Origin of the sequence: Bacillus sp. V59.32b (genome assembly GCF_003429085.1) — a bacterium.
Taxonomy (GTDB): domain Bacteria; phylum Bacillota; class Bacilli; order Bacillales; family DSM-1321; genus Peribacillus.
Map to the genome: position 1 here is coordinate 70,523 of NZ_QVTC01000029.1, position 16,464 is coordinate 86,986.

At 42.6% G+C, this 16,464-nt stretch carries 16 protein-coding genes and 1 pseudogene; 6 read left to right on the top strand and 11 right to left on the bottom strand.

Annotated elements, in window-relative coordinates; translation table 11 throughout:
• Positions 1–123: 123 nt before the first annotated feature.
• Positions 124–345, top strand: a pseudogene (locus tag D0463_RS07965) (NifU family protein); the annotation flags it as partial.
• A gap of 169 nt (positions 346–514) precedes the next feature.
• Here D0463_RS07965 and thrB read toward each other — a convergent pair.
• The 5 genes from thrB to yutH all read right to left on the bottom strand — a co-directional run bounded on the left by thrB (position 515) and on the right by yutH (position 6,183).
• Positions 515–1,450 carry a homoserine kinase gene (gene thrB / locus D0463_RS07970; RefSeq protein ID WP_117306902.1) on the bottom strand — a complete coding sequence of 312 codons (936 nt, stop codon included), beginning with the start codon at positions 1,448–1,450 and terminating at the stop codon, positions 515–517.
• On the bottom strand, positions 1,450–2,511 hold the full coding sequence (thrC, locus tag D0463_RS07975) for a threonine synthase (protein ID WP_117306870.1): 1,062 nt from the start codon (positions 2,509–2,511) through the stop codon (positions 1,450–1,452). Before thrC ends, thrB begins: the two co-directional genes overlap by 1 nt.
• A complete protein-coding gene (locus tag D0463_RS07980; RefSeq protein ID WP_117306871.1) occupies positions 2,508–3,806 on the bottom strand; it encodes a homoserine dehydrogenase in 1,299 nt (432 codons plus the stop codon). The genes thrC and D0463_RS07980 overlap by 4 nt, the downstream gene beginning before the upstream one ends.
• Before the next feature lie 159 nt (positions 3,807–3,965).
• The gene (locus D0463_RS07985; RefSeq protein ID WP_254052737.1) at positions 3,966–4,883 is read right to left on the bottom strand and encodes a L,D-transpeptidase family protein; all 918 of its coding nucleotides are present in this window, start codon (positions 4,881–4,883) and stop codon (positions 3,966–3,968) included.
• 298 nt (positions 4,884–5,181) lie between these two features.
• Positions 5,182–6,183 carry a spore coat putative kinase YutH gene (yutH, locus tag D0463_RS07990; protein ID WP_117306872.1) on the bottom strand — a complete coding sequence of 334 codons (1,002 nt, stop codon included), beginning with the start codon at positions 6,181–6,183 and terminating at the stop codon, positions 5,182–5,184.
• A gap of 194 nt (positions 6,184–6,377) precedes the next feature.
• Between yutH and D0463_RS07995 the strand changes: the two genes are divergently transcribed.
• Positions 6,378–6,875 (top strand): phosphatidylglycerophosphatase A family protein, encoded by a 498-nt coding sequence (locus D0463_RS07995; protein ID WP_117306873.1) that lies wholly within the window; start codon positions 6,378–6,380, stop codon positions 6,873–6,875.
• A 1,444-nt stretch (positions 6,876–8,319) separates the two neighbouring features.
• Here D0463_RS07995 and D0463_RS08000 read toward each other — a convergent pair.
• Together D0463_RS08000 and D0463_RS08005 are read right to left on the bottom strand one after the other, a co-directional pair.
• Positions 8,320–9,087 (bottom strand): TIGR01457 family HAD-type hydrolase, encoded by a 768-nt coding sequence (locus D0463_RS08000; RefSeq protein ID WP_117306874.1) that lies wholly within the window; start codon positions 9,085–9,087, stop codon positions 8,320–8,322.
• Between the two features lie 77 nt (positions 9,088–9,164).
• Positions 9,165–9,602 (bottom strand): DUF86 domain-containing protein, encoded by a 438-nt coding sequence (locus tag D0463_RS08005; protein ID WP_117306875.1) that lies wholly within the window; start codon positions 9,600–9,602, stop codon positions 9,165–9,167.
• 212 nt (positions 9,603–9,814) lie between these two features.
• Between D0463_RS08005 and D0463_RS08010 the strand changes: the two genes are divergently transcribed.
• Positions 9,815–10,081, top strand: a complete 267-nt coding sequence (locus D0463_RS08010; protein ID WP_117306876.1) for a DUF3055 domain-containing protein — start codon at positions 9,815–9,817, stop codon at positions 10,079–10,081.
• Between the two features lie 83 nt (positions 10,082–10,164).
• Positions 10,165–10,458 carry a cytosolic protein gene (locus D0463_RS08015; RefSeq protein WP_117306877.1) on the top strand — a complete coding sequence of 98 codons (294 nt, stop codon included), beginning with the start codon at positions 10,165–10,167 and terminating at the stop codon, positions 10,456–10,458.
• A gap of 187 nt (positions 10,459–10,645) precedes the next feature.
• Here the strand turns inward: D0463_RS08015 and D0463_RS08020 are convergent, their stop codons facing one another.
• Positions 10,646–10,921, bottom strand: coding sequence for a YutD family protein (locus tag D0463_RS08020; protein ID WP_117306878.1), 276 nt, complete (start codon positions 10,919–10,921; stop codon positions 10,646–10,648).
• A 116-nt stretch (positions 10,922–11,037) separates the two neighbouring features.
• Between D0463_RS08020 and D0463_RS08025 the strand changes: the two genes are divergently transcribed.
• Positions 11,038–11,652 (top strand): YhcN/YlaJ family sporulation lipoprotein, encoded by a 615-nt coding sequence (locus tag D0463_RS08025; RefSeq protein ID WP_117306879.1) that lies wholly within the window; start codon positions 11,038–11,040, stop codon positions 11,650–11,652.
• Between the two features lie 282 nt (positions 11,653–11,934).
• Here D0463_RS08025 and lipA read toward each other — a convergent pair whose 3' ends face one another.
• Positions 11,935–12,858 (bottom strand): lipoyl synthase, encoded by a 924-nt coding sequence (gene lipA, locus D0463_RS08030; RefSeq protein ID WP_367946574.1) that lies wholly within the window; start codon positions 12,856–12,858, stop codon positions 11,935–11,937.
• Positions 12,859–13,303: 445 nt separating this feature from the next.
• Here lipA and D0463_RS08035 point away from each other — a divergent pair, with 445 nt between their 5' ends.
• On the top strand, positions 13,304–14,302 hold the full coding sequence (locus tag D0463_RS08035) for a M23 family metallopeptidase (protein WP_301950633.1): 999 nt from the start codon (positions 13,304–13,306) through the stop codon (positions 14,300–14,302).
• 28 nt (positions 14,303–14,330) lie between these two features.
• Here the strand turns inward: D0463_RS08035 and yunB are convergent, their stop codons facing one another.
• Both yunB and D0463_RS08045 read right to left on the bottom strand, forming a co-directional pair.
• Positions 14,331–15,086 (bottom strand): sporulation protein YunB, encoded by a 756-nt coding sequence (yunB, locus tag D0463_RS08040; protein WP_254052738.1) that lies wholly within the window; start codon positions 15,084–15,086, stop codon positions 14,331–14,333.
• A gap of 66 nt (positions 15,087–15,152) precedes the next feature.
• Complete coding sequence (locus D0463_RS08045) at positions 15,153–16,256, bottom strand: HD-GYP domain-containing protein (RefSeq protein ID WP_117306882.1); 1,104 nt, start codon at positions 16,254–16,256, stop codon at positions 15,153–15,155.
• Positions 16,257–16,464: the final 208 nt, after the last annotated feature.

Here is a 16,464-nt window from a genome sequence, read left to right on the forward strand (position 1 = left end):
ACCTGATTTCCAGCTCTAAAAAAAAGAAAGATTCCATTAGAAGAAGTTTGAGTTGAATTTTTTTTAGTCATGGCAGTATAATAAAGAATAGGAAAGGAGTCGATTGCAATGTCTGAACAGGCAATGTTTGGTCAGGTTCAAGAGGTGCTGGATAAACTTCGTCCGTTTCTTCTTCGTGACGGCGGTGACTGCGAACTTGTGGATGTAGAGGATGGAATTGTCAAGCTTCGTTTGCTTGGAGCATGCGGCAGCTGCCCAAGTTCTACTATCACGCTAAAAGCCGGTATTGAACGCGCTCTTCTTGAAGAAGTTCCAGGTGTAGAAGAAGTTGAACAAGTATTCTAATAGAGTAACATATAAAGTAAACTCGCCGATTGGCGAGCCTGAAAGGCGAAATCAGAGGCGTAGTTGCCCTTATGCAGATAAGAAAGTATAAACTTTCTTATCTGCGAAAATAAAGCTGACTATGTGAAGCGTCCTTTACGAAGGACATTCACCACAGTCAGCTTTTTTGCTATGCTCTTTCTTTCGATTTAAGCTTCTCTTCTGTTAGCATTTCAACCTGGCTTCCATGATTATCGATTTTCAGTTCTTGTACAATAAACTCAGGAAATGCTTCAGCCAGTTTCTTCTTTACCTTGCTTGCCTTATCCCATAAAGCAAAACTGATTACCGTAGGGCCGGCACCGCTCAAGACCGTTCCGAATGCACCTGATTCTTCAGCAATTTCTTCCACTTTAGCTAAATGAGGGACGAGATGTGAACGAAATGGTTGGTGGAATTCATCATTCTTCATCATTTCTCCAGCCAGCTTCCATTGCTTGGATAACAGCGCCGCAACCAATACATTGGAAACAGCGCTTGCCTGCACAGCATTTCCAAATGAAAGAGTGGCAGGCAATACTTCTCTTGATTCCTCCGTAGGAAGTTCATAATCCGGAATGACGGCAATTACCTTCACTTCATCAAGCGGAAATGAAATGACATCCGTTTTCTCTTTAACATGCCTGCCTACGACAAGCCCCCCATATACAGAGGCACCCGCATTGTCTGGATGTCCCTCAAAGGAGGATGCATGCCGGTTTTTTTCTTCTCTCGTTAATTGAAGACCTCCGGCCACGTCCGCTAGTTCAATGCCGGCCACAATGGCGGACGCGCTGCTTCCAAGTCCTCTCGTAAGCGGGATATCACTGGACACATACACGCGGCACGGCCGTAGTTCCTTTCCGTGATGGTCCGCAACTTTTTTGGCCACTGAAATGATATAATTGTCTTCATTTGAAGGAAAAACAGCCAATTCCGTTGTAAGCGGAATGACCTCCCATTTTTCAGCAAGGCTTACCTCCAATTTTAGGTAAAGTCCAAGCGCCAAGCCAATAGAATCAAAGCCCGGTCCTAAATTGGCAGTGCTTGCCGGTACGGTGATGGAATACATCTCTCCTTCTTTCATCATGACTGGCCCACACCTTGCAAGTGTTCCATGATGATCTTTTCGTCCATCGCCAACAAAACAGGCTGAATGAGACTTGTTTCCACCGCAGTCGTCGGATCCTTTAAGCCATTGCCAGTTAATACGGCAACCACCTTACTTCCTCTTTTAATTTCACCGCTCTGCAGCTGTTTTTGCAGACCCGCAATGGAGGCACAAGAAGCAGGCTCGGCAAAGATTCCTTCCTTGCTGGCCAATAAACGGTAGGCAGCTAAAATTTCTTCATCCGAAACCTCGTCGATTTTTCCATTTGATTGCGCTGCAGCTTCAACCGCGAATCTCCAGCTTGCTGGATTCCCGATCCGAATAGCTGTAGCAATGGTTTCTGGACTTTCAAAGACACGGTCATGAACAATCGCAGCGGCGCCTTCCGCTTCAAATCCTCTCATTTGCGGCAGACCTGTTCCTTTTTGCTGATGGTACTCTTTAAAGCCTTTCCAGTAGGCAGTAATATTTCCGGCATTTCCTACTGGCAGGACAAGCACGTCCGGTGCTCCGCCAAGTACATCACAAATCTCAAATGCCGCCGTTTTTTGTCCTTCAATCCGATATGGATTTACAGAGTTTACAAGCGTGATCGGAGAATTTTCACTAATGTTGCGGACAATCTGCAAGGCGTTATCAAAATTCCCCTCGATCGAGATGATTTCTGCGCCGTACATAACAGCCTGTGCAAGCTTACCCATTGCGATCTTTCCTTCAGGAATGACAACGATACAGCGAAGTCCCGCTCTTGCCGCATAAGCCGCCGCGGCCGCTGACGTATTGCCCGTTGATGCGCAAATGATCGTATCGCTTCCCTCTTCAATCGCCTTTGCCACAGCCATTACCATTCCACGGTCTTTAAAAGAACCGGTCGGATTGGCTCCTTCGTATTTAACATAAAGCTCGACGCCCAATTCCTCGGATAACCGATCACAAGGAAGTAATGGTGTGTTTCCTTCTAGCAGCGTCAGCTTTGGTGTTTTTTCCGATACAGGCAGGAATGATGCATATTCTTGAATTAATCCTCTCCAGCTCATATTGCTCCCTCTCCTTCTACGCGGTATGCACTTTTTATTTCTTTAATCATTTCATAATCATTTAGTTCCTGCATAATTTTTTCGAAGTTATATAATGATGCCCGATGTGTTACCAGTACAATTTCAGATGATTCCTTCTGCTTTAACGGAAGCTGAAGGATCTTATCGAAGCTTACCCCATGCTCCGAGAAAATAGAGGTAATGTTCGCCAGCACACCTACTTCATCGCTGACATGCAGGCGGATGAAAAATTTGGCGTTGATATCCTCCGGGCCTTTCATTGCTTTCGGGTATTGAGGGGCCACGGCGCTTCTGCCGTTCACTCCCAGTCTCATATTCTTTAAAACTCCCACTAAATCGGAAACGATTGCTGTAGCCGTTGGGAGGCTTCCCGCACCCGGTCCGTAGAACATCGTCTCACCGACCGCTTCTCCGTAGACATAGACTGCATTATATTCATCTTTTACAGAAGCAAGCGGGTGATCTTCAGGAAGCAGGGTAGGCTGAACGCTCACTTCCACTTTCTCGCCGCAGCGTGAGGCTATTCCAATCAACTTCATCGTGTAGCCAAGCTTTTGGCTATAATCCAAATCATCCTTACTGATTTCTGTAATGCCCTTTACCTTCACATCATCCAAATCTATATTCATGGAAAAGCCAAGGGTAGCGAGGATCGACATTTTACGTGCGGCATCCATTCCGCTAACGTCAGAAGTGGGATCTGCTTCCGCATAGCCCAATTCCTGCGCCTCTTTAAGCACATCTTCGTACGCGCTGCCGTTATTGCTCATTTTTGTTAAAATAAAGTTCGTCGTGCCATTGACGATGCCCATCATCTTTGTAATCCGATCCGATGCAAGCCCGTCTACCAGACCTCTTAAAATTGGAATTCCACCGGCAACACTGGCTTCGTAAAACAAGTCACATTGATTCGCAGTTGCTTCCGATAATAATTCAGGTCCATGAAGGGCCATCAAATCTTTATTGGCTGTCACGACGTGTTTTTTATTTCTGACTGAATTCAACAGCAGGCTGCGAGTTTCTTCTATGCCACCCATGACCTCTATCACTACGTCGATTTCCGGATCATTAATAACATCGTCCGGATTCGTTGTAAGCATACTGGGATCAACAGCCACCTGGCGTTCTTTCGATAAGCTTTTTACAAGTATTTTCTTGATGACTACAGGGCATCCTATTTGGTGCATCAGTTTGTCTTGATGACTCTCGACAATTTTGACGACTCCCGAACCAACTGTACCTAATCCTAACAGCCCGATAGAGATGGCTTTCATATAATTTCCCCTCTCCCTCTGTTTTTTCTGCATATACATTTGTTTTTACATAGTAGACATTATAAAGTGTAATCCGCAAATTATCAAGAGTGACAGGCACACTCTATTAATTTATTAAGAAAAAGTGCCCTTCCCTTTTGGAAAAGCACTTTGCTAACGTTATTTTATTTTTTTCAGATGGTCAGTGGTGCTGATAAGGATGTGCGGCTTACTATCCGGGTTCAGCCATTTTAAAATGCTGACGACATTTCTTTCGTCTGTTGCTATACATCCAGCGGTTGGGCTGTTCGGACCACGCCAGACATGCAAGAAAATCGCGCTGCCTTTTTTCTTAACGACCGGGTATCTGTTGTAATTTATCACCGCACCGTATTTGTAGAGCGGGTTGTTCATTTTCTCATGGCTAACTGATGGGGCTTTTCTTGATGTGACCCATTTGTTATAATCTTTCGATCGGTAATCATCAATCCAATAATCATATTTAGTGGTTTTCTTGTATGACCATTTCATGCCGGCTGGCTTTGCCTGACTGCCAAAACCGATTCCCATTGAAAATATACCCATAGGCGCTTTACCGTCGCCTTCGACCTTATTGGACGATAAACCTCTCTTGCCAACCACACCTGCCATTGGTTTAAACGTTCTTCTCCACTCGCCATATGTAAATTCATAGGCTTTGATCGTAACCTTCGTATCTGTTGGCTTATTCGCCGTCACCGCAAGAACCTGCTTGACACTTAGCCGTGTTTTAAACTTTGAAAGCATCAGGTTTTCTTGGGAGCTATAAAGCTCTTTCGCCTGGCTTGCGGCGATATACCCAGTCTTGGCTCCATAACAAACCGTATACCACCCGCCTTTGCGTTCGATAACCCCCAGCTTTTGGTTTGCTGGCAGTTTTTTCAAAGTCTTAGCCTTAGCGTCCGGCTTCTCTTTAAGGTCGGCACTCACTTTGATCTGTATCTGGAAACTGGTTTTACTGCAGCTGCTTTGCTGTGTTACAGCAGCACTCGCTTTGCCGTTAAAAATGCTGATTAATAGGAAAAGTATAATAATTGCCATCCCTGTGATTTTCTTCATGTCTGCCTCCTGTACTCGCATTTCTTCTGCTTTTTTATTTTTGTGATCTTTTATTTGCGACTGTTTGTGGTTCATTTCCTGTAACCACCCACGCAATAAGGCTCCATCATCGCTTTTCTTATTTTAATAGTCGAGCTACTAAGGCGCGGGAGGACGATCACCTTCATTGCGACCCCTTCTATGCTTTCAGTGTTAAAGTTATGATTATCATAACATAGGAAAATGCAGGATGAAATGAGATGAAATAAAATTCAAAATATATTACAAACAAAAGGGGACCATATGCTTCTTGCCATACTTAAAGCCAGGTCAGTATCGGTATGTTCATTTGCCTAACAGGTATTTCGACCACCTCATAAAAGCTTCGTAGAAACTCTTCATAATCAGCCGATTTTTCGGTATAAGCAGCAATTTGATCTTCAAGCTGCAGTGATCTCGCCTCGGACGGGTTACTGTAATACCCTTCAATGGTTTCAAAATAGTGAATTGGGAAGATGAGGCGTGCATAGAGAAGCCTGCAGTAAAAGGAAGTAAGCGGCTGGACGCTCTGATATTCGTTTACGAACTGCCGCAGGCCAGGCTGGTACGTTTGCGGATTTGAAAAATAAAGCTGCCTGGCCCACTCCGAGATATCCCTGCTTCCGTGGTCAAATATCCAGTCAAAAGGATTTTTGATGCAATACGTCCCGCCCCAGGCTTCGCTCGTAAATCGTTCATAACATACCGTACCCGCGTCCAATTCGCCCGGGTTATCGTCGATTTCAGTATCCACTACATATTGGATCGCGTTTTCACCGAGAGCCATAAAGTATGGGAAGGTTTCTACGAAATACTTTTCAAATTGATTATTGGGGTGTGTTTGGAGTGTGTCGCGCCATATTCTTTCGAGTTGATCGATCCGCTGTTCCCACAAAACCTTCCAATTTCCGATTCGCGAGCATTGTTTTATCGGATAGTCAATAGTACGTGCTCTGGCATGAAATTTGGAAAGCTTCCTGCCAAGGTGTAGATCTCGTGTCTTTGCAAGGACGTTGTTTCCAAGCAGCAGGAACATTTGGTCATCTGCTTCAGAAATATAACTCTGATGTTTTGCCATGATAAAGGATGAAACATAACGGTCTCCTTGCTGAATCAGATGCTCAGACATTTTTAGCCTTTCCACCAATTCTTCCTGTTCCAATTTTTCAAGCGGTATAATAATATATAGTACATTCTGTGAACGAAAAGAAGGAAACCGTCCTATTTGCTCCTCCCGCTCTACATGGATTCCGTAATTTTCGTAAATGATTTCTTCTATCATATGGGTAAACACCTGCTTTCAAATAGTGTAAAGTAAGTATAGTTGGGTATTCTATCTCTTATATATATGAAGAAATGGCAGATTTCTGAATGAATAATGATTATTTGAACAAACATTTCATTACACGGTTTTAATACAATAAATTTTTGGGAAATAGCTTAGACCAACTGAATTATTCAGAAACGGGTGATAATATGGCAGAAAAAAGCGTGAATATGACCGAACAAACGGCAAGAAAATGGTTAGCGGAAAGAGGGGTAACGGTACAAGATATTGCGGATTTGGTTATGTATCTTCAAAAAAGTTACCATGAAAATCTGCAGATGGAGGACTGTATCGAGAATGTTGAAAGAGTCTTATCAAAGCGAGAAGTGCAAAACGCAATCCTCACTGGCATCCAGCTTGATATGTTGACTGAGAAAAAGATGCTCGAACAACCGCTTCAGAAAATTATTGAAGTCGATGAGGGATTATATGGGGTCGACGAAATCCTGGCACTTTCGATCGTGAATGTATATGGGTCGATTGGTTTTACAAACTACGGTTATATCGATAAACAGAAACCCGGGATCCTGAAATATTTAAATGACAAAAGCACCGGAATGGTTCACACATTTTTGGATGATATCGTTGGTGCCATCGCTGCAGCTGCTTCAAGCAGACTTGCCCACCGCGTACAAAATGTAGAGTAAGAATGGCGATCGTTATGCCCATCAACTAAGACCTGCGACATCGATATGTGTAACGTCGGGGCCTGCTCTTCATTAAGAGGAACAACGACTAAGACGTCTTCGTCGTTCTGAGCCACGACGAACCGCAAGGATGCAACAATTTGGGGCTTCGCTCATATATTTGGATTATCGCTCATATATTTGGGCCACCGCTCATATATTTGGATTATCGCTCATATATTCGGGGCTTCGCTCATATATTTGGACCACCGCTCATATATTTGGATTATCGCTCATATATTCGGGGCTTCGCTCATATATTTGGGTCACCGCTCATATATTCGGGGCTTCGCTCATATATTCGGATAATCGCTCATATATTTGGGTCACCGCTCATATATTCGGATAATCGCTCATATATTTGGGCCACCGCTCATATATTTGGATTATCGCTCATATATTTGGGCCACCGCTCATATATTCGAGGCTTCGCTCATATATTCGAGGCTTCGCTCATATATTTGCATTATCACTCATATATCCGTAGCATCGCTCATATATTTGCATTATCGCTCTATATATTTGGGTCACCGCTCATATATTCGGGGCTTCGCTCATATATTTGGGTCACCGCTCATATATTCGGATTATCGCTCATATATTCGGGACTTCACTCATATATTCGAGGCTTCGCTCATATATTTAGATTATCGCTCATATATTCGGGGCTTCGCTCATATATTTGGATTACCGCTCATATATTCGAGGCTTCGCTCATATATTTGGGGACCGCTCATATATTCGAGGCATCGCTCATATATTTGGGCCACCGCTCATATATTCGGGGCTTCGCTCATATATTTGGATTATCGCTCATATATTCGGGGCTTCGCTCATATATTTGGGGACCGTTCATATGTTCGGGGCTTCGCTCATATATTCGGGGCTTCGCTCATATATTTGGGCCACCGCTCATATATTCGGGGCTTCGCTCATATATTTGGGCCACCGCTCATATATTTGGGGACCGCTCATATATTCGGGGCTTCGCTCATATATTCGGATAATCGCTCATATATTCGGGGCTTCGCTCATATATTTGGGTCACCGCTCATATATTCGGATTATCGCTCATATATTCGAGGCTTCGCTCATATATTTAGATTATCGCTCATATATTCGGGGCATCGCTCATATATTTGGATTACCGCTCATATATTCGAGGCATCGCTCATATATTTGGGGACCGCTCATATATTCGAGGCATCGCTCATATATTTGGGCCACCGCTCATATATTTGGGGACCGCTCATATATTCGAGGCACCGCTCATATATTTGGATTAATCGCTCATATATTCGGGGCATCGCTCCTATTCGGAGCATCGCTCATATATTTGGATTATCGCTATAAAAACAGGACCGGTTTCCCTATGCCACGCATGGGAAACCGGTCCTTTATCTTCTTATTCAAATTCCCATAAATGTAAAGAATCTATTGTATACGTAGGTTGTTCTTTATAATTTCGCAGCAGTTCCCTTGTCGTTACTCCTGTATGAACTAACAGTGTATCCATCCCGGCATTTATGCCTGCAAGAATATCGGTATCATAATTGTCGCCGACCATAATCGTATTTTCTTTTGGCACACCAAGGACTTTTAAGGCTTGCTCGACGATGACTGATTCGGGCTTCCCTATAAATATCGGCTGCACTTGTGTCGAAACCGCAACAACCGATGTTAACGATCCATTCCCCGGAAGCAGCCCTCTTTCAGTCGGAATGGCAATATCTCCATTCGTTGAAATAAAGGTTGCCCCTTTACGGACAGCAAGGCAGGCTTTTGCAAGCTTTTCATAATTCACGCCTCGGTCAATCCCCATGACGACAAAGTCCGGATTATCATCATCAATGGTCATGCCCTTTTCCTCTAACGCATGGATAATCCCTTCTTCTCCAACTACATAAACAGAAGCTTTCTTTTTATGCTCGGCAATATAATTGGCAGTGGCCATGCTTGTTGTAAACACTTGGGTGTCTTCGGTTGGGATATCAAATTCCCTCAGCTTTTCAGCCACCTGTGCGGGTGTTCTCGAAGAATTGTTCGTCACAAACAAATACGGAATCCCTCTTTTTCTCAACTCATGGACAAAATCTCCAGCCTCTTCTATTTTTTCCGTTCCCCGGTACATCGTCCCATCTAGATCAATTAAATAACCTCTATACTGTCTCACTATTTTCACTCCTACTATTCAGCAGACGACAGGAAAATTATAAATGTTTGGTCCCGCCTGCCGCCTATATATTCATTTTAGTTTTTGAATGCAGACACGGGGCCTAATTCGTTTGTTAGATATTTCCTGACCAGGTTGGGATATGCCTTAAACGCATCTATATTGTCAGTAAAATTTTTCAACAGCTCTTCATGCGAGATGGTTATGTAGTCCTGAACCAGCGTTTTCCTTAGGAGCAATACCCGCTTAAACTGATCGGCGGCTTTTTGATCAATCACTTTTTCATCGAGCAGAATATCTACAATATCTTCAAAGCTTCCCGGATCCCGCATGATAAAGCCATCAATCATAGCGTTCCCTGCATCGAGCACGGCATCCAGCGATGTTTGGACGATTCTCTCCAATGCGAGCTTGGCGAGATCATTCTCCCATTCCGAATTGGTTTCAAAGCGATCAAGCTGCTGTTCCAGATAATTTACGATTTGTTCAATTTTATGTCGGTCTACAAAATACATTGTCACAAGACTCCTTTTCGGTAATGACCTGTTTTTACTATCGGATTTGTGTTAGATCAACCCCTTGATCATACCATAGCCTCCCCATACTCTCAATTTCCTCAGACAAGCTCAATCAAAGATATCGATTTTCTTTGACTGTTTCGATGCATTATTTGTTATGATGAAAAACAAAGACCGAAATTCAGTTTACAAGGAAGGAGATATTAACTTTGGAAGAACGTTTTTTCTTATACAATGACTTGATCGATTCAAAGACACGTTTTGTGAGCTTCATGGGAGAACAGTCTAGATTCGACCTTGCCATCACAACCACTGATCGTTTCTATGGGAAAAAGCTAGTGCTCGATATGCAGAGTAATCGATTTGCGATAATCGGGCCGGATGATTTGGATGAGGAAGGCTATCTTGAACATGCCTTTCAAATCTCAGAAAACGAAGCAACCGAGCTACGGAATTTTTTATTTGAAGTTGTCTAGAACAGTCACATTAGGGAACCCTTAGATAAAGATTGTCGAATCTTTTAACGTGACGTCAAAATGTATGTATAAGGGTGAATGCAGTGGATAAAAAAGAAGAATACTTCGATTTCGCAAATGTGGAAAAACAACGGGACTACCTGGTACCCGAGGAATTCACCGAAGGGCCATACGGAGCTAAAAGAGGGAAAAACAAACCTGTGGAAAATAAAAGCACTCCGTGGGAAGAAGGGCAAAGATATTATAGTGCCTTTACTTATGAAAATAAGTCATTACATGAAAACAGGCCCCGTCAATACGACGGAGCCCATCCGACACACGATGACCCGGAATCCGGGCAGCAAGCACCCTATACGGAAAGTGATAATCAAAATTAAAGTAAGAAGGGTAAAAACGCGATCTGTTCAGTATTACGAAATTGGCTCATTCGTTTGAAACTTACGTTTCAAACGCCTTTCAGCGAAGCTGAAAGGTTGTTCGGTCCCAGAAGAGGCCTCAGAGAAAGCTTGCTTTCGCAAGGGACTCTTCTGGGACCGAACTAAATGAGCCCAAAAAATATCTATGCTATTTCTTTATTTTTCTCGCCACAAAATATGGGCAGCCAAAGTTACAGTATTCATATAGATATTCGGTGAGGGTGCTGATTTTATTATCAAAAGTTGCCTTTTGGTTCTGATCGTCAAAGAAACCGCGGAGCCTTAACTGTCCGTAACCCCAATCGCCGACTATATAATCATATTTCGTTAAAATCTCGCTATAACGAGCACGAAAAGCCTCTTCATTGAAGCCTTCCCTAAAATCCTCTGCTATTTCATAGGCCATATTATTGATACTAATCATTTTTTCACCTCACATCATTACACTTAACTACCTTAAATTATAACTGATTCCCCATGAATTACTAAGCTAAATTTAAATGACTTGTTCATCCTAAGCATTAAGGGGGTGCTTGATCTTTGAAAAAATCAATACTGACAATAGGTTTGGGCTCACTACTTGTTCTTTCCGGCTGTGGCGATTCTCGCGATAATGACCAGCGTACCGGCATCGTTGACACAACTCCGACGAGATTGAATGCGGCATCTCAATATTATGATGAAGACTACCGTGGAGCAAATAATGATTCTGACAATTTCGGGTATACGCGTGTTAATAGCGGAACTGGCGAAAATGAAAACGGAACAGAAGCACCTACGATAGACCGGGAACAGCTTGCTGATATTATCTCACGCCTGGGCAATCAAATACCAGATGTGAATGATGTATCTACACTTGTTACCGATGAAGAGGTTCTGGTCGTATATGATTCTGATACGAATAACCGCAATGCGACTGCAGATCAAGTAAAAAGGACGGCTTTATCCATCGTGCCGCGTTATTTTCATGTCTATGTCAGTGATAACGAAACACTCAGACAAAACATTGAAAATTTTGCGACACAAGATACAGACAGCCGTGGCATTGAAGACTCCATTGATTCAACGATAAGGCAAATGCTTAAATCTCCTCAGGGTAATAAGGTGAGCGACGGTGAAAACGCAAACGGCGAAAGCATCGGCGATCGCAGGTGATACGCCATAAGTCGGGAAATCGGGAATAGACGTTGATTTTAATAAAAGAAAGTGCCGTGAAATTCCTGGCACTTTCTTTATTTATGGTAATGTATTTTTGTTGAAATTAAATTTTGGCTCAATTAAGCTCATATTCCGATGAGCCCCTGAGAAAGCGAGCTTTCTCCCTGGTCTCACGGGAATATGAGCTACCTTCAGCTGTGCTGAAAGGCGTTTGAAACCACGGTTTCAAACGCTTGAGCCAAAAATCAACAGGGTGTATTTCTAACATAGCTTTATTTATTAATTTGCTTCCAGCACCTTTTCACCTTGCTGCTGCATTTGTCTGGCGGCAGAGTTTACTTGCTCATCGGCATGGTAGGAAGAACGGACCATCGGACCTGCTTCACAATGGCTGAATCCTTTTAAAAGAGCGATTTCCTTCAATTCCGCAAACTCTTCAGGACTGTAATACTTCTGTACCTTCAAATGCTTTTTAGTCGGCTGTAAATATTGACCGATCGTCATAATATCGACCTTGTGAGCGCGAAGATCATCCATTGTTTCCATGATTTCTTCCTTTGTTTCACCTAGACCGATCATTAAGCTGGACTTGGTTGGGATTTCAGGATACATTTCCTTTGCTCTCAATAACAACTCCATTGAACGATTGTATTTTGCTCTTGCACGTACGCGGTCAGATAAACGTCTGACCGTTTCAATATTATGGTTCAAGATGTCCGGCTTAGCATCCATCAGTGTTTTAAGGTTTTCGTAAACCCCACCCATATCGGATGGCAATACTTCAATCGTCGTAAATGGGTTTTTCCTGCGGATAGCTCTTACTGTCTCCGCAAAAACAGCAGATCCTCCATCCTTTAGGTCATCACGTGCAACCGCTGTAATAACAGCATGCTTTAAATTCATGGTGAATACGGAATCAGCAACGCGTTCCGGTTCCGCCAAATCCAATTCAGTCGGCAGACCTGTTTTTACCGCACAAAAGCGACATGCCCGTGTGCAAATATCGCCAAGGATCATGAAAGTTGCTGTACGTCTCACAGCCCAGCATTCATGAATATTAGGACATTTAGCTTCTTCGCATACTGTATGTAGGTTTTTTTCGCGCATCATTTTTTTCAAGCCTGTATAGTTTTCATTCGTATTTAATTTTATTTTCAACCAATCAGGTTTACGAACATGTTCTTCTTTTGTACTCATGAAGATGTCACTCCAATTCTGTTTTTTAAAAAATCGACGATTGGCGAGCCTTTTTAGGCAATGATTAGTGCAATTGCACTTTTGCAGATAGGAAAATTGATACTTTAATATCTGCCAAGCAAAAGCGTGAATTTCTTCTTATGTCACTTGTCACTTTATCATAATAAAATGCATTCAGACAAGTTTCCGATCTTATTACCATTATTTGATTTCATTATTTTTATTATAACTCAGCAAACTAATTTCATGAATTAAAGAAAAGTGTGAGCGGGTGACCAAGACCCCAAACGTCCTCAAAAAACAACCAGGATCCTCGGTAAATATTTAGGCGGAACGCATCCTTGTGCCAATTATAAATCGCTGCCGAATTATTCCTTGTCTTATGATTCGTATCAGACACCGGCACACATGAATAGACAATATTAATTATTTTGCGGAAAGGAGAATTAGCGTGTTCTTTAAAAAGGTCCTTCCATTTATCGTGTTCAGTTTTATATGCGGATCATTTCAAGTACAGGCCGCTGCCAATACAGACAAGCCATCAGACCAGCTGACTACAAGGATGATGCTGTATAAAAATATAGAAGCCACCACGCATATCCCATGGTATTACATGGCCGCAATCGATCAATATGAACACAGCCTGAGGGATGCCAGAAGAGACTTGGAAGACGCCAAGGGTGCTGTTGGCATTTATATAGAACCCGAAAAATGGAGCGGACTGTTGAATCCTAATAAAAATGATGACAATCCATTTTCCATTAGTTTTTTTGAAGGAATCGGCATGGATGGAAACGGTGACACACGTGCAGATATAAATGATGATGCTGATGTTTTATTTACAATAGCCAACCAAATTCTTTATTACGGTACGGATGAAGATAACTTTCGGATCGCACTCTGGGATTATTATAAGCGGGATAAGGCAGTCGGAATTATCATGGGCAATGCAAGGATTTTTAAAAAATATGGCCGCATAGACCTTCAGGAAAAAGCGTTTCCCGTCCCGGTCAGGACACATTACAGTTATCGCAGTACATGGGGCGTGGCACGCGGCTGGGGCGGGAGACGATCCCATGAAGGCACGGACATCTTTGCCGATTATGGATTGCCTGTAAGGTCAACCAGCTACGGGATTATTGAAATGAAGGGCTGGAATCGATACGGAGGCTGGCGGATCGGCATTCGTGACATTAACAATACGTATCATTATTTCGCCCATCTAAGCGGGTTTGCCAAGGATCTCAAGCATGGACAGATTGTTGAACCGGGAATGGTAATCGGCGGCGTCGGCAGCTCTGGATACGGTCCGCCTGGAACATCAGGGAAGTTCCCACCGCATCTGCATTATGGCATGTATAAAGATAATGGCTTCATCGAATGGAGCTTTGATCCGACTCCACATCTGCGCGTTTGGGAGCGAAAAGATTTAGCAAAGAAACGTCGTTAAACAATATGGAAGGTCCGCAGCTGGACCTTCAGTTATTTTTCGGCTTCGGCAATTCCACAGCCGGGTTTGAATTACCACCGTTATTATAATATTGGGGAACCTCTCCGGGAATAATGACTTCTCCTAAAAGAATGTCTTGTTTAATTGTTGTTGTTTTAGTAGCAAATGGGATGATCACCTGGACATTTACTTCTACATGAATTACAGCCTTAAAACTTCCAAAATTTATGCCGTATGATTTATTACTGCTCTTCACCTTCACCCTTGCATTCCCGATAGTATGAAACTTTACCGGGATTTTCGGACCTAAGTTCCCAAGCAGGGTGATATTGGTGGCCTGCCCGAGCGGGACGTGGAACACCATACCTGAGGACTCGTCTTTTTTATTCATTTTTATATCGACATCCGTTAATGATTCAAGATCGGAAAGATTGCCTTTTTCCGCTTCTTTAAGATTCATCAAGATAAGGTTTTGCGTTTCGCCCTGTATTCGATTCACCGCACTTGGATTCAGTTTTGCGTACTTTACTCCATTGTCATTTTCCGTGATTTCTATAATGTTATCAAAGTCATTTTCCTCAATTATTTTCTGGTTAATCGCTTTATTAATAACCAAATTGGCAATTTCATGAGTCTGGACTTCGGCATAACTCATCAATATTGGTTCAATTCTTTTATCAATGATTAACACTCCACCAGCCGTAGAAAGGATAAAAAAAACAAATGATAAAAGTAATACATATCTGAACGGCAAAGGACCTTTCTGCCTTCGTCTGAATGCCAAAGAAAATCCCCCCTTACATGCTATATGTATGCTTGTAAGGAGGGAAATCATTCTTTATTTTCAGCGTTAATGGCTCACCTTGCTATCGGACGAGTCGGAACCGGTAATCATTAAATGAAGATATGTTTTTAAATCCACTTCATATGTATCAATAATTGGCAACCCATTTTCCTCAAGTATCTCAATGACCGGCCTGTCACTGGCCCCGACATTCTGGCGAGATACGACTCCCTGACGCCCATCGCTCAATACAACGCCCAGCCCATTCGGGTAGATAGCTACGGCTCGTCTGAAAGCTTCCACTATTTTCGTATCAAATTGAGTGCCTGCGCCGGCATACAGAATTTCAAGCCCTTCATGGGGGAGCATCGCTTTTCTATAAACACGATTCGAGGTAACCGCATCAAAAACGTCAGCTACGGCAATAATCTTGCCAAAAGTATGGATATCCTCACCTCCAAGGCCGCGGGGATAACCGGAACCGTCCAATCTCTCATGATGCTGGTAGGCGCAGTGTGCTACGAGGACCGGAACTGTTTTTACACCTCTAATCAGTTCGAAGCCCGCCTCGGAATGCTTTTTCATTTCCTCAAATTCTTCTTCAGTCAGCCGATCTGGCTTCATCAGAATTTCAGCAGGAACGAGCATTTTCCCGACATCATGCAAAATAGCCCCAAGTCCCAGCATCTCTACTTGCTTTTGATTCAGTTGCATCTCCATCCCGATAGCAAGAGAATAAAGCGTAACATTGAATGAATGAGTAAAAATATAATTATCATATGTAAAAACATCTGCCATCATCGTCAAAAGATCCTGATCCCCGCGTATTTCATTCATAATATTGCGGATTAACTCATTAAAACGCTTAGAAGCCTTTTCAATGACAAATGAGCTGGAAAAGACATCCTTCCTCTGGATATCGACAAAAGTATTTTCAATCGTTTGAACGGCTTCTCTTCTTAATGCGTCTGATATACTTTTTCCCGGCTTAATGTGATCTGTCCTCGGATCCTTAATATACACAAATGGGATATTAAGATCCTTCAGTCGCTGGATCATTCTCTCGCTTAGCTGTATCCCTTCACCTAACAGGATTTGTCCATTTTCATTTTGAATACTTTTTCCAAGTTCAACACCTGGAATCAAAGAATCTGTAGCTAATAATCTCATGATCATACTCCTATTGCTTTTAATTACCTTTTTGGATTATCTTCAAATATGCCGGGTTATTAAGTGTTCAATCCAATAGGCAAAAATTACCTTTACTCCTTTTATCGGATATTCTTCTTGAAATATAAAGGTTTGTTTTTATAAATTATAAAATATCCAAATAAAAGGTAAAAAAAAGAACACGACATCACTCGAGATGTTGTATTCT